This window comes from Dactylosporangium roseum, from assembly GCF_025264685.1.
Taxonomy (GTDB): domain Bacteria; phylum Actinomycetota; class Actinomycetes; order Mycobacteriales; family Micromonosporaceae; genus Dactylosporangium; species Dactylosporangium roseum.
In genome coordinates this window covers 2,452,675-2,465,239 of sequence record NZ_CP073721.1, presented here as the reverse complement: position 1 = coordinate 2,465,239, position 12,565 = coordinate 2,452,675, and the positions used below count along the sequence as shown (strand labels likewise).

The 12,565-nt window shown below is 74.2% G+C and carries 13 protein-coding genes; 4 read left to right on the top strand and 9 right to left on the bottom strand.

The window, feature by feature from the left end; translation table 11 throughout:
* Both Drose_RS12220 and Drose_RS12215 read right to left on the bottom strand, forming a co-directional pair.
* On the bottom strand, positions 1–600 hold the full coding sequence (locus tag Drose_RS12220; RefSeq protein ID WP_260728290.1) for a hypothetical protein: 600 nt from the start codon (positions 598–600) through the stop codon (positions 1–3).
* Positions 601–611: 11 nt separating this feature from the next.
* The gene (locus tag Drose_RS12215) at positions 612–2,285 is read right to left on the bottom strand and encodes a right-handed parallel beta-helix repeat-containing protein (protein ID WP_260729701.1); all 1,674 of its coding nucleotides are present in this window, start codon (positions 2,283–2,285) and stop codon (positions 612–614) included.
* A 116-nt stretch (positions 2,286–2,401) separates the two neighbouring features.
* Here Drose_RS12215 and Drose_RS12210 point away from each other — a divergent pair, with 116 nt between their 5' ends.
* Genes Drose_RS12210 through Drose_RS12200 form a run of 3 tightly spaced genes read left to right on the top strand, consistent with a single transcriptional unit; the run spans position 2,402 to position 4,210 of the window.
* Positions 2,402–2,806 (top strand): YwqJ-related putative deaminase, encoded by a 405-nt coding sequence (locus Drose_RS12210; protein WP_260728289.1) that lies wholly within the window; start codon positions 2,402–2,404, stop codon positions 2,804–2,806.
* 28 nt (positions 2,807–2,834) lie between these two features.
* The gene (locus tag Drose_RS12205) at positions 2,835–3,329 is read left to right on the top strand and encodes an SUKH-3 domain-containing protein (RefSeq protein ID WP_260728288.1); all 495 of its coding nucleotides are present in this window, start codon (positions 2,835–2,837) and stop codon (positions 3,327–3,329) included.
* Entirely contained in the window at positions 3,320–4,210 is an 891-nt protein-coding gene (locus Drose_RS12200) for an SseB family protein (RefSeq protein WP_260728287.1), read from the top strand. The genes Drose_RS12205 and Drose_RS12200 overlap by 10 nt, the downstream gene beginning before the upstream one ends.
* A gap of 4 nt (positions 4,211–4,214) precedes the next feature.
* On the opposite strand, the gene Drose_RS12195 is transcribed toward Drose_RS12200, so the two are convergent.
* The 3 genes from Drose_RS12195 to Drose_RS12185 form a co-directional block, all read right to left on the bottom strand.
* Positions 4,215–5,249, bottom strand: a complete 1,035-nt coding sequence (locus tag Drose_RS12195; protein WP_260728286.1) for a hypothetical protein — start codon at positions 5,247–5,249, stop codon at positions 4,215–4,217.
* Positions 5,246–6,490 (bottom strand): type VII secretion protein EccE, encoded by a 1,245-nt coding sequence (locus tag Drose_RS12190; protein WP_260728285.1) that lies wholly within the window; start codon positions 6,488–6,490, stop codon positions 5,246–5,248. The genes Drose_RS12195 and Drose_RS12190 overlap by 4 nt, the downstream gene beginning before the upstream one ends.
* A gap of 604 nt (positions 6,491–7,094) precedes the next feature.
* A complete protein-coding gene (locus Drose_RS12185; protein ID WP_260728284.1) occupies positions 7,095–7,928 on the bottom strand; it encodes a hypothetical protein in 834 nt (277 codons plus the stop codon).
* Between the two features lie 25 nt (positions 7,929–7,953).
* Here Drose_RS12185 and Drose_RS12180 point away from each other — a divergent pair, with 25 nt between their 5' ends.
* The gene (locus tag Drose_RS12180; RefSeq protein WP_260728283.1) at positions 7,954–8,616 is read left to right on the top strand and encodes a VC0807 family protein; all 663 of its coding nucleotides are present in this window, start codon (positions 7,954–7,956) and stop codon (positions 8,614–8,616) included.
* An 18-nt stretch (positions 8,617–8,634) separates the two neighbouring features.
* Here Drose_RS12180 and Drose_RS12175 read toward each other — a convergent pair whose 3' ends face one another.
* From Drose_RS12175 to Drose_RS12160, 4 genes are all read right to left on the bottom strand, one after another.
* Positions 8,635–9,777 carry an aminotransferase class V-fold PLP-dependent enzyme gene (locus Drose_RS12175; protein WP_260728282.1) on the bottom strand — a complete coding sequence of 381 codons (1,143 nt, stop codon included), beginning with the start codon at positions 9,775–9,777 and terminating at the stop codon, positions 8,635–8,637.
* A 74-nt stretch (positions 9,778–9,851) separates the two neighbouring features.
* A complete protein-coding gene (locus tag Drose_RS12170) occupies positions 9,852–11,261 on the bottom strand; it encodes a S28 family serine protease (RefSeq protein ID WP_260728281.1) in 1,410 nt (469 codons plus the stop codon).
* 138 nt (positions 11,262–11,399) lie between these two features.
* On the bottom strand, positions 11,400–11,849 hold the full coding sequence (locus Drose_RS12165; protein WP_260728280.1) for a YbhB/YbcL family Raf kinase inhibitor-like protein: 450 nt from the start codon (positions 11,847–11,849) through the stop codon (positions 11,400–11,402).
* Positions 11,846–12,499, bottom strand: a complete 654-nt coding sequence (locus tag Drose_RS12160) for a CBS domain-containing protein (protein WP_260728279.1) — start codon at positions 12,497–12,499, stop codon at positions 11,846–11,848. Before Drose_RS12160 ends, Drose_RS12165 begins: the two co-directional genes overlap by 4 nt.
* Positions 12,500–12,565: the final 66 nt, after the last annotated feature.

Genomic DNA, 12,565 nt, shown 5'->3' with positions numbered 1-12,565 from the left:
CTAGCCCGGCATCAGGTCGGGGCGGTAGGCGCGGAACCACTCGCCGATGCGGCCGGTGCGCCACTCGCGGTCGACGACGGCGAGGCGCAGGGAGGCCGCGCCGGTCTTGCCGAGCGGCTGCCACGCCGGGCCGGCCTGGCGCTGCTGCGCGGCCTGCGCCGGGGTCAGGACCTCACCGATGCCGACCAGGCCGTCGCCGGTGTTCGCGGCCGCGAACGCCGCGGAATCGGCCGCCGCGGCCGCCCGGGCGACGCCGTAGGGGGCGATGACCCCGGTCCGGCGCTGATCCAGCACGGCGATCCCGCGGATGTCGGCCCACCGCATGCGCACGACGACGCCGTCACGGCGCAGGAACTCGACGCCGTCGGCGGACAGCCGCAGGCCGTGCCCGCGGCTGGCGACCCGCTGCAGCAGCGTGATCAGGCCGACGAGGACGACCGGCGGCAGCACCGAGACGACCGGGCCGCCGAACACGTAGCCGAGCACCCACGCGACCACCGCGATGAGGATGTTCGAGATCAGGAACGGCTTGATGTGCGTGTGCCACGTCTGCCGCCAGGTGGCCCGGAACTCCTCGGACCCGCCGCCGGGCAACGACATGCGCTCTCCCCTCAGCTCACGCCGACGACGGCCTCGACGTCGGCGAGCTCGAGCGTGCGCAGCTCGTCGAGGCTGGGCCGGCGGCCCAGCACCCGCAGCCGCTGCGCCTGGGCCTTGCGGACGCTCTCGAAGAGCTTGCGGGCGTCGCGGGCGTTGCCGAAGTTGGCGTCGCGCTCGATCGCCGCGAAGTGCCGCAGCAGCGCCGCCTCGACCTGCCCGCCGAGGACGTAGTCGTCCTCGGCGCACATCCGCCGCACGATGCGGACGAGCTCTTCCGGACTGTAGTTCTCGAAGACGATGGTCTTGGTGAACCGCGACGCCAGACCCGGGTTGGCCGAGATGAACTCGTCCATCTCGCCGGTGTAGCCGGCCGCGATCACGGCGATCTCGTGCCGGTGGTCCTCCATCAGCTTCACCAGCGTGTCGATCGACTCCTGGCCGAAGTCGCCGCCGGAGCCCATCGACCGGGACAGTGTGTAGGCCTCGTCGATGAACAGCACGCCGCCGCGGGCCTCCTCGAAGGCGGCGGAGGTCTTCTCGGCGGTGTGGCCGAGATACTGCCCGACGAGGTCCCGGCGGGACACCTCCTTGAACGCGCCTTTCGGCAGCACGCCGAGCGCGGCGAGGAGCTTGCCGTAGACGCGGGCCACGGTGGTCTTGCCGGTGCCGGGCGCGCCGGCGAAGACGAGGTGGTGGCTCATGCCGCCGACGGCGAGGCCGGCGCTGCGGCGCCACTCGTTGACCTGTATCTCGTCGATGAGGGCGCGCACCTCGTCCTTGACCCCGGCCAGGCCGACCATCGAGTCGAGCTCGGCGAGCAGTTGCTCCACGGCCTCGGCGTCGCCGCCGGCGGACGGGCTCGCGTCGCCGATGGTGAGCGGTGGCGCGTCCGGCCGGGCGGTGATCACGGTCGGCGTGGCGCCGTCGGCGATGTCCAGCGCGGGCACGCCCGTGTTCTCGATCCGGCACTCCTCCACCGCGCCGGCGCAGCCGCGGGCGAAGGAGACGCCGACGCCCTGGGTGTCGTGGACCCAGCAGCGGCGGATCGCGGGAGTGCTCTGATGGGCGACCACGATGCCGGCGTCGCCGGTCTGGGCCACCTCGCAGCCCTCGATCGTCGGCTTGCCGAACTGGTAGACGTAGATGCCGCGGCGGCCGCAGCCGCGCACGACGGTGCCGGTGATGACCGGGTCGGCGCCGATGCGCACGATGATGCCGTCCTCGGCGACGTCGTCGATCTGGCAGCCGTCGATGGTGCCCGGCGCGTCCTCGACCACAATGCCGTACTGCGCGCCGGTGACCGTGCACTTGCGCATCTCGATGGAGCCGCCGGCCAGGTCGACGCCGGGCCCGAAACCGGCCGACAGCTCACAGCTCGCCAGCGACAACCGGGTGTGCCGGGCGCTGATCACCGGGGCGTCGCCGGCGCGCAGCACGAAGCCCTCCAGGGCGAGCGCGCCGTCGCGGACGCTGACGGTCGGGTGCGGCAGCATCGACGCGTCGAGCGTCACCGTGCTCCGCGGCTCGGCGCTGACCAGCCGCACACGCTTGCCGGTGAGGTAGATGGCCTCGGCGTAGGTGCCGGGGGCGACCGCGATCACCGAGTCGTCGGTGACCGCGGCGAGCGCGTCACCGATCGTGGTGTAGGCGCCGCGCTGCTGCGGGGAGACGAGGAGTGTGCGGATCGTGGCTCCCTGGGTAGTCGAGCGGTCTTCGCCTTCGCAGTATCGCAGCTTGCCGTGTCGATACGACGCCCGCCTATGGGCAGTTCCGCACGGGTCCGGACGATAGGGTGGGACGCATGGCGACCAGTCGCGCGGTGATCGGCCGGACGCTCCCGTTGACGGCGGGGGCGCTGCTGGTCGGCGGCACCGTCCACCAGCACACGTCGGTGCGGGGCGACGCGCCCCCCGACCTCCATCCGCTGGTCCGGCGGTTCCTGCACGAACTGCCGGCCGAGCAGCGCGAGCGGTATGCGGGCTCGTGCGCCGAGGTGGTGCTCGTCTCCGACCGGCTGCACGCGGCCGAGCGGGAGGCCGGCCGGCCGCTGACCGCGGCCGCCGCGCGCGCCGAGCTGTGGGGCGCGCGGATGTCGGTGTGCTTCATCCGGGAGGACGGCGACCCGGCGCACGGCCGCCCGGCACCGACCTGCCGTAGCTGCGCCGCGCTGCTGGAGTGGCTCGGCGTCGAGGTGGTGGCCGAGTGAGGGCGGTCCGGAGCGCAGCGGAGGTCGCATGAGCACGCCGGAGCGGTTTCCCTCGGAGGTGGCGGAGGTGCTGGCCCGCGCCGGCTGGACGCCCGGCCGGAACGAGCGGCACCAGGCGCGGATGTGGGCGCTGGCACTCGCCTCGCACGCCTCCCCGGACGGTCACCAGCACACCGTGGTGCCGCCCGCGATGGCGGCGTTCGCCGAGTTCGGCGGGCTCGCGGTCCGTGGCGAGGGCGCCGGTGAGCAGGTGGCGCCGCCCAGCTTCGTGCTCGACCCGATGCGCGCCCTGCACAGCGCGTCGACGCTCGCCGAGCTCGGCACCCTGGTCGGCGCGCGGATGACCCCGCTCGGCGAGGAGGGCGACGGCACCGGGCTGCTCGCCGTCGACGAGCGGGGCCGGGTGTTCCTCGTCGACCACACCGCCGACTGGTTCCTCGGCGCCACCCTCGACGAGGCGCTGTGCACGCTGGTGGCCGGGCGGATGCCGGCCCGGGTGTCGGACGAGGGCACATGGGCGTGAGCGGCGGTTCGGTGACCGGGCCGGTCTCCGGCACGGGGTGGCGGCCGACCACCGAGGCCGAGGAGGCGATGGCCGCCGCGGTCGCCGCCGGTGACCAGCTCGCCTATCTCCAGGCCGTGTCCCAGGCGGCGCTGATCCTGCCGATCACGGCCGGGGCCGCGGACGGCCGCGAGAAGGTGACGTGGATGACCGCCGAGGCGGGCGGCGAGAAGTACGTCGTCGCGTTCACCTCCGGCCCGGCGCTGCCGCCGGAGTTCCGCCATCTCCGCCGGTCGCCGCTGTTCGAGGTGGTGCGGTTCATCGCCGACCTCGGCTGGGGCCTGGCCGTCGACCCGGGCCTGCCGGTGCGGTCGATGCTGACGCCGCAGGCGGTGCGCGACCTGCTGGCGTGGGAGCCGGAGTGGGCGCCGCTGGACTTCGCCCTGGGTGCGGCGGTGCGGGCCGAGGACCGCGAGGCCTACCTGTCCCGGCTGATCGACGCGGAGCTGCTGCTGCCGCTGCCGACCCAGGAGGAGCTGGCGCCCGAGCCGGCATCAGAGCCCGCCGACTACTGGACGGCGGTGCGCACCGACTCGGCCGTCGTCTCCCGCGACGTGACCGACCCCGAGTTCCCGTGGTGGCGGGCCGAGCGGGTGGACGGCGTGCCGGTGATCCTGGCGTTCACCTCGCTGCCGTACCTCCAGTCGGAGCTCGGCGACCGCGAGTGGGTCACGGTCGGGTTCGTCGAGATCGTCGCCTCGTGGCCGGAGGACGGCGGCGCGCTGCGGCTCAACCCGGGCGGCGCCAACGGCATGGAGCTGCCCGCCGAGGCGATGCGGGCGATGTACGACGCGTTCCTCACCGCGGTGGAGGACAAGAACCGCCGCCGCGACGAGGACTGATCGGCTATCGCTGCGGCGGTCCGTGGTACTGCTGCTCGATGCTGGTCGGGGCGAGCCAGATGTAGCGGTTGGCGTCGCTGCCCATGAGCGCGAGCATCTCGGGCGCCATCTCCTGCAGCAGGCCGGCGCCCTGTTCGGTGAGGTTCAGCGCCGAGCCGGCGACGGCCGCCTCCGGGGCGCTGAGCCGCTGGAGCATGACCAGGTTGCTGCCCTGCAACGCGTGCGCGTTCTCCGGGCCGAGGTGGCGCAGCACGGTCACCTGGGTCTGCCACGGGCCGGGTTGCGGCTTCGGCGTGACGACACCGCCGGTGGTCCCGGCGTCGTCGACGACGAGCAGCGGCTGCCGGGCGTTGGCAGGCACGGCCGGCGGGCGTGGATCGTTCCACAGCACCATCCGGTCGGCCATGCCGGTCGCCCACTCGCCGAGGCCCTGCCACGACCGAGGGTCACCGGTCATGACGACGGCCCGCGCGCCGAGCGCCAGCGCCCGGAACACCAGGATCCGCGCGGCCCACAGCCCGCCGACGAGCGTGACGCGGGTCGCTTGCGGCCGGAAGAACCGGATCGACACCGGCTGCCGCTGGTAGTCGACGCCGAGGAGCAGCCCGGTCGCGCCACCCCCGGCGGTGACGCCGCGCAGCATCGCGGAGCTGACCGCGTGCCAGCCGACGTGCAGCGCGGGCAACCGGTGTGACAGCGCCTTGTGCCGCTCCCCGCGAGCGGTGGCCGGGCCCTGCCGCGCCTCGGGCGGCGGCCCGGTGGGTGCCGGCCGGGCGGTGAGCGCCTCCTCGGGCGCGGCGACCGAGGCCGCGGCCTGGGCGGACGCCGTCGCCTGCGCCTGCCACGGCACCGCCTGCCGGGCCTGGCCGGTCTCGAGACCGGGCGGCGGCTGCGTGACGACCGCCGGCCGGGCGTCGGCCGCCGCCCGGCGCTGCTGCGGCGGTGCGGCCTGGTGCCGGGCGGGACCGGCGGCGTGCTGTGCCGCTGCCGGACGGCCGGGAGGTCCGGGCTGGTGCGGTGGCGGTGGCGGCTGGGTCACTTGGCACCTCCCCCGGTCGGCGCGCAGGCGTAGACGGCGGGCCCGTGCTCGCCGTCGAGGCGCACGATCTCGGCCTGCATGGCGCCGGCGGCCTCGCTCACGGCCCGTACCGTCGGCTCGAGCGCGTCACCGGCCGCCGAGACCCGCAGCAGACAGCGCACCGCCAGCCCGGTGTCGTCGCGCGTGAGCGTGATCGACACGCCCGACGACGCCGACGGCATCGACGTGAGCCAGTCGAGCACGGCGGGGGTGTCCTGCATCCGAGGCCAGCCGCGCAGCCAGAAGGCGGCGTGGGACAGCTCGCCGGAGCGCCACGCCGTCCAGTCCTCGCGAGGGCTCCCGGAGCCGCCCGGCGCGGCCGGGTCGAGCTCGCAGGCCCGGCTCACGGCGGCGGCCAGCTCGTCGGCGGTCAGGATGTGGTGGTCGAGCCCGGCCTCGCGCAGCAGCCGGCCGACCTTGCGGATCAGCGAGGCGACCAGCGCGGGCGCGTGCTCGGCGTCGTAGCTGCCGGCCATGCCGGCTTGCGCCCGGGAGCGCGCCTCGAGCCGCACCGCGACCCAGGTCGTGCGCTCCGCCGGCAGCGGAGGGGTCCCCTGCTGGAGTTGTTGCAGCTCACGGTACGACCGGGCGGCGGCCTGGCCGGGATCGACCTGCTGCCACGGCGCCGGCACGCTCAGCGTCGTCACCTGCACGATCGCGCCCGGGTGCTCGGCGTCGTCCAGGACCCGCGCGGCCAGGTCGAGCGGCACGCCCGGCTCGGCGTCGCCGCGCATCGAGTGCTCGGGGCCGACGACCGCCGCCGCATACCACCCGGCGGCGTCACAGCCGATCCCGATCCGCGTGCCGGACTCCGCCCCGGCCACACCCGCGTCCTGGATCACCAGCCCGGGCGCGAGCGTGCGCAGCATGGTCAGCCGCCGCTCCCCGGGCGCGCCGTCGGCCGGGCGCGCCCGGCGCCGCCGCGCGTGCTGCCGCGACAGCGACCGGCGCTCGATCCACCACTGGCCGTGCGAGCGCAGCAGGACGACCAGGGCCACCAGGATCCCGGCGAACGCGCTGACCCCCGCGACGACCGGTCCGCGCGGCAACGCGGCGGCGATGCCCAGGATCACGGCCTCGATGAGCACCAGCCGCCCGATGTGCAAGGCCCCGACGTATCCGGGCCTGCGCCGCAGCCGCGGCCGCGAGCCGGCGTCATCCCCCGGCGGCGTGGCCCGCACGGACGTGGGCGCTTGAGTCATCTGCCGGCATCCCCCGTTGCTTCACGTATGCTGTCGAGATCGCAGCTTACCTATCCCTGTCATGCCGTGTCGGCCGCCCGACCTTAGCCCACGGTCAGGTGTGGACGACGCCACCGCCCGCCGGCAAGTGGCCCTGGCGACGTTCCTGATCGCGAATCTTCGCTGGAGGAAAACCTGGCCTACGACCCGGGCTTTCCTCCAGGCGGGCCGGTCATCCGGCCGAAGCGCGCGGAGACCGACAATTCGGGTGCGGGCCTCGGAGGTGCCGCCGCCGAGACGCGCGTTCCGGCACAATCCAACGCCAGGCCGCTCGACCTCATGATCACGGGAAAGATGTGGCTACCCTGACAGCCACATCTTTCCCATGATCAAGGCGTTGCCCGGCCCGGCCGGCAGGTGCGGCGCGGCCACGCGTGCCGCGCCGAAGTGACCACATTGGACAGTCATCCCGGCGATCCGCACGAGCGCCCCGGACAGGGCAGCCGCCATTCCCGGCCCGGCCCGGCCCCGATCCCGGCACGAGCCGGCCGCCGATGCTGGGCCGGGCCGGGCCGGCCGCCGATGCCGGGCTGGGCTGGGCCGGCCGGGCTGGGCTGGGCTGGGATCAGCGCGGGGCGTCGAGCACGCTGGTGACGTAGCTCACGGCGGGGGCGCCGTACACCTGCTGCACCTCCAGGATCGCGCGCCAGAGGTCAGGCAGCGGCCAGTCGGCCGGGAGCAGTGCCGCCGGCAGCCGGGGGCTGCGCAGGCTCTCGACCATCGGGGTCCGGAGCAGTTCCGCGTAGCGGCGCAGCGTGACCGGGCCCGGCTCCGGCGCGGCGGCGGTCTGGTCGCGCAGGGCGGCGCGCAGCGACTCGGTGTGCCCGGCGAACGTGCCGGCGAGCGCGTCGAGGTCCCACGCCAGCCGGGCGGCGCGGGCGGCGTCCGCCTCGTCCATGGCGAGCCGCGTGACGAACAGCGCCGCGTCGGCGGGCGGGTCGGCGAGCGGCGCCACCGCTCCGGTGCGGTCCTCCAGCGCGATCAGGACGCCCTGCTGCAGCAGCCCGTAACCGGCGTGGACGGCGGCCCGGCGCAGGGCGTCACGGAACGCCCGCCGAGACTCCGGCACCTGGTACAGCACCGCGTGGAAGGAGCCCGGCCAGGACGGCGGTGGCGTGTGGTCGGCGCGGCGGATCCGGTCGAACCGGTGACCGTACTCACCCGCGAGACGGTAGCCGACGCCCCGGCCCCGACGCACGCTCGCCAGCTTGCCTTCCTGGCGCATCCGCAGCAGCAGGGCACGGGCGGCGGCCCCGGTGAGGCCGAAGTCCCCGAGCAGCCGGGTCAGGCCGACGCCGGGCAGCTCCGGGCGCTGGGCCACGCCGAAGAGGAACGGCACGAGCGACGCCGACCGTCCCCCGGCTTGAGATGATACGATCCGCTGCACGTACGTGAGCATAATCGACTCATTCGGGGAGGTCGTCATGGGGCGGCTCGCAAGCCTCCTGCTCAACTGGGGTCCCACCCTGGTCTGCAACGTCGCGTTGCCGCTCATGACCTATCAGGTGTTGACCGACCGCGGCATGAGCGAGGTGTCCGCGCTGGCGGTCAGCGCCGTCTGGCCGGTCGTCGAGGTCGGGGTGCTGTGGGCGGTCCGGCGCCGGATCGACGAGATCGGCGTGCTCACGCTGATCGTCATCGCGCTCGGGGTGGGCTCGTCCCTCCTGCTCGACGACGAGCGCCTGGTGCTGCTCAAGGAGTCCGCCGTCACGGGACTGTTCGGCCTGGTCCTGCTCGGATCCCTGCTGGCGCCCCGGCCGTTGATGTTCTACTTCGGGCGCAAGTTCGCCACCGACGGCTCCCCCGAGCGCGTCGCCTGGTGGGACGGGTTGTGGCGGTTCGGAGGGTTCCGGCGCACCCAGCGGACGCTGACCGTGGTGTGGGGCGCGGTCTTCCTCGCCGAGGCGGCGGTCCGCATCGAGCTGGCCGAGGTGCTGACGGTCGGCGCGACCGTGGCCGTCTCCGCCGTCCTGCCCTATGCCGTCACCGCCGGCCTGGTCACCTGGACGATCCTCTACAGCAGGCGGGCGCGGCGCCGCGCGGCGGAGGCCGATCCCGCCGCGCTCGCCGAGCCGGCGCGCGGCTGACCCGGCGTGACGAGCGAGTCAGAGCGCGGCGACCAAGGTCGTGACGAGGCGGTCGACGTCGGCGGGCGTGACGTGCACGTGCGGCGCCACGCGGAGGGCTTCGCCGCGGCGGGCCACGAAACAGTTCGCCTCGCGCAGGGCGGCGGCGACCCGGTCGGCGCTGCCGCCGGGCACGCGGAGCCCCAGCAGGTGCGGGCCGCGCGGCTCGGTGGCGATCACACCGACACCCGCGGCGGCGACGCGGGTGGCGAGGCCGGCGGTGATCCCGGCGAGCGCGGCGGCGATGCGCGGCGGGCCCCAGGCGAGGACCTGCTCCAGCGCCGCGACGGCCATCGGGGTGAGCTCGAAGAGCGTCCGGGCGCCCTGGTCGAACCGCCGGGCCCCGGGGAGGTAGTCCTCGCCGTAGTCGACGAGCCGGGAGAAGTCCTGCGCGCCGGCCCGGAGAATCCAGTTCTCCTCCAGGGGCCGGCCGTCGCGGTGCTCGGGCGCGACCCACAAGTACCCGCGGCCGAACGGGCCCAGCAGCCACTTGTAGCCGACCGACACGACCACGTCGGGCCGGAGCTCGGTGACGTCGAGCGGCATCACACCGAGGGACTGGCTCACGTCGACGACCAGGCGCGCGCTGGCCTCGCGGGTGCGTGCCGCGACCCGGTCCAGCTCGACCAGGCCGCCGTCGGTCCAGTGCACGTTGGGCACGGACACGATCGCCACCCGCTCGTCGATCGCGGTGAGGATCGCGTCGGTCCACGACTGCCCGGCCTCGCGCGTCACGGTCCGGATCGCCGCGCCGGCCGGTCCGGCCGCCCGCCGCCAGGTGTGGATGCCCGACGGGTATTCGTCGGCGAGCACGAGCACCTGGTCGTCCGGGCCGAGCGGGAGGTTGGCGGCGGCCACGGCGAGGCCGTAACTGGTCGCCGGCACGAGGGCGACGCCCTCGGCGTCGGTGCCGACCAGCCGGCCGAACAGCGACCGCAGTCGCTCGACGTCGGTGAACCAGTCGGGCTCGCGGATCGTCCACGGCCGCGACCGCCGCAGCAGCGCCGCCTCGCCGGCCTCCCGGACCGCGTGCAGCATCGGCGACAGGCTGGCCGCGTTGAAATACGCGACGTCCTCCGGCACGTCGAAGAGGTCGCGCTGGGATCCGAGTGCGTCGGCCACACCGGACCCTACCGCGGAAACGGCCGGGCCCGCCCCGCGCGCGGCGGGACGGGCCCGGCGGTCGAGGCCCGGGACTACCGGTTGAAGCGGCGGTCCAGTGCCAGGTTGTGGTCGTCGAGCGACGGGATGTACGCGGGAGCGGACGACGCGCTGAACGCCGTGGGGGCGGTGACGGCGGCCCAGCGCCGCAGCGCCGCCGTCGCGGTGGCCGCCTCCTCGGCCGTCAGGCGGCTGATGTTCGCGCCGTGGTTGGCGCCCGCCGCGGTGTAGGTCAGCGAGTCCCTGGTGCCGGGGCCCAGGCGGAACGGCTCGGCGCCCCACGGGTCGTTCTGGCCGTACACGAACAGCAGCCGGCGGCCGAAGAGCTTGACCCAGACGTCGATGTCGTCCATCGCGAAGGGCTGGAAGCGCGGCACGATCTCCTTGGGGATGTACGACGGTGCCCGGTCCTGGCCGCGGTAGTGCTGCAGGCGCGCCAGGTGCGGCAGTTCGACCACCGGGTAGCCGAGCTGGTACGACGCCTGGAAGTAGTACGGGACGTAGGGCGTCACGCCCTGGTCGGTGCTCGAGTCCAGGCCGGAGGTCAGGTCCAGCCAGGCCCAGATGTCGTCGCTGGACGCGGTCGCGGGCGGCACACCGGCGCAGTCGCTCTCCAGGCTGTACTGCCAGAACGCCCACGTCGTGCCGTTGACCATGAACTCGAAGGCCCGGTCGGCGCTGCCCACGATGCCGAACGTGCGGCCGTTCCCCGTGGCCCACGCCTGGTAGCGGGCGACGAGCTCGGTCCGCCGCCGCAGCGCCTCGACCTGCACGGCGTCGAGCGCCGCCCGGCACTGCGCGGTGCCGACCGCGGTGAAGAACCGGTCGTAGGCGGAGTCCTCGGCGTTGACGACGTCCTGCGGCGCGACGTAGGCGACCGTGCCGTCGACGTCGTCGGGGTAGAACCTGCGGTGGTAGATCGAGGTCATGCCACCCTTGCTCGCCCCGGTCGAGATCCACTTCTGGGCGTAGATCCGCTTGAGCGCGGTGACGATGCGGTGGTGGTCGGCGGCGGCCTGCTGGATCGTCAGCTTCGACCAGTCGGCCGGCTCGGGCCGCGACGGAGTGAAGAAGCGCTGCTCGACGGAGATCTGGTTGCCGTCGATCAGCCGGGTCGGCTCGGACCGGAACGCGTACGCCGGCACGTTGTAGCCGGTGGTGTGCAGCACCATCGGCCGGTCGGTGCCCCGGTGCAGCAGGGTGAACCGCTGCTGGAAGGTGCCGGTCTCGGGACGGTTGTGGTCGACCGGCTGCGCGATGCTCAGGATGAAGAAGCGGTACGGCGCGGCGACCGGTCGCTCCTCCAGGACGGTCAGCCCCGGCAGCGCCTGGAGCCGCTTCAGGATGTCGGTCTCGGCGGCAACGGCGGGGCTCGTGACCCCGACCGCGCCGACCAGCCCGACGAGTAGTGCGATCGACAACAGTGCACGCCGCAAGCGTGACATGTCGGCCTCCCCATCGATCAGTTTGACTGCGTCGATGGGAAGGCTATCGGGAGGTGGGCCCGCGAGACGCTCCCGCGGCTGTACGCGAGGGACGGAACGAGGGCCGGGCGAGGGAAAACCCAGCCTTCCTCGCGGGTGTCAGTGGCGCCGGTACCGGCCGGTGAGGCGGCCGGAGTCGAGCACCTTGCCCGCCGCGGCCCGCCGCAGGTCGCCGGCCGAGGCGCCTGGGGCGAGGCCGAGCGGCTCGGCCAGGGCGAGCACCTCGAACGTGTACCGGTGGGACCGGCCGCGCGGCGGGCAGGGGCCGCCGTAGGCCTCCTGGCCGAAGTCGTTGCGGCCCTGGGCGGCGCCCGGCGGCACCTCGCCCTCCCCGATGCCCGCCCGGTCGGGGCCGATGCCCCACATGACCCAGTGGGTGAAGGTCCCGCCGGGGGCGTCGGGGTCTTCGACGAGCAGCGCGACCTCCGCGGTGCCCGCCGGCAGCCCGGTGATGCCGAGCGGCGGCGAGACGTCGGCGCCCTCGCAGGTGAAGCGCCGCGGTATCTCTGCCGCCTCGGCGAAGACCGGGCTGGAGACGGTGAGCGTCACGGTGTCGCGTACACCTTCTCGACGAACTCGGCGAGCCGGTGCTCGTCGAGGTTGCGCGCGAGATCCTGCTCGCTGATCATGCCGACCAGCCGGTGGTTCTCGATGACCGGCAGCCGCTTGATCTGATGGTCCTCCATCCGGCGCAGCACCTCGTCGAGTCCGGCGTCGCCGTCCACCCACACCACCGAGCCCTGGGCGAGATCGCGCACCTTGACCTCGTTGGGATCCCGGCCGTCGGCGATGCTCTTCACGATGATGTCGCGGTCGGTGACGATGCCGTGCAGCCGGTCCTCCGCACCGCAGACGGGCAGCGAGCCCACGTTGAGCTCGCGCATCTTCCGCGCGGCGCTCGTGATGTTCTCGTGCTCACCGATGCACTCGGCGCCCGGGTGCATGATGTCCCGCGCCCGGCGGCCCCGCTCGACACGGCTCGCCTGGAGTTCGCGCTGCGACCGTTCGTGCTCGTTGAGGGCCTCCAGCTTCCCGGCCACGGCCTCGGGTGCCGCCTTGCCGCTGTGTTCGGCGTAGTACGCCTCGCCGAGCTCCTGCAGCAGCCTGTTCCGCTGCCGGACCGCCCGCGTCTCCTCGATGCGCGACCGGCCCTGCTCCAGGCCGCGCTTGGCGGACTCCTTCACCTTCTCGAAGACCATGATGTCCTCCTTCCGGCGCCCCTGGCCGGGCCGCGGTACCTCCTGGCAACGCTACGACGCCGCAGG

Excerpts from the sequence above, each read along its gene's own strand:
- Drose_RS12220 (WP_260728290.1), bottom strand. The coding sequence starts at position 600 with ATGTCGTTGCCCGGCGGCGGGTCCGAGGAGTTCCGGGCCACCTGGCGG.
- Drose_RS12210 (WP_260728289.1), top strand. The coding sequence starts at position 2,402 with ATGGCGACCAGTCGCGCGGTGATCGGCCGGACGCTCCCGTTGACGGCG.
- Drose_RS12205 (WP_260728288.1), top strand. The coding sequence starts at position 2,835 with ATGAGCACGCCGGAGCGGTTTCCCTCGGAGGTGGCGGAGGTGCTGGCC.
- Drose_RS12200 (WP_260728287.1), top strand. The coding sequence starts at position 3,320 with ATGGGCGTGAGCGGCGGTTCGGTGACCGGGCCGGTCTCCGGCACGGGG.
- Drose_RS12190 (WP_260728285.1), bottom strand. The coding sequence starts at position 6,490 with ATGACTCAAGCGCCCACGTCCGTGCGGGCCACGCCGCCGGGGGATGAC.
- Drose_RS12185 (WP_260728284.1), bottom strand. The coding sequence starts at position 7,928 with ATGCTCACGTACGTGCAGCGGATCGTATCATCTCAAGCCGGGGGACGG.
- Drose_RS12180 (WP_260728283.1), top strand. The coding sequence starts at position 7,954 with ATGGGGCGGCTCGCAAGCCTCCTGCTCAACTGGGGTCCCACCCTGGTC.
- Drose_RS12170 (WP_260728281.1), bottom strand. The coding sequence starts at position 11,261 with ATGTCACGCTTGCGGCGTGCACTGTTGTCGATCGCACTACTCGTCGGG.
- Drose_RS12160 (WP_260728279.1), bottom strand. The coding sequence starts at position 12,499 with ATGGTCTTCGAGAAGGTGAAGGAGTCCGCCAAGCGCGGCCTGGAGCAG.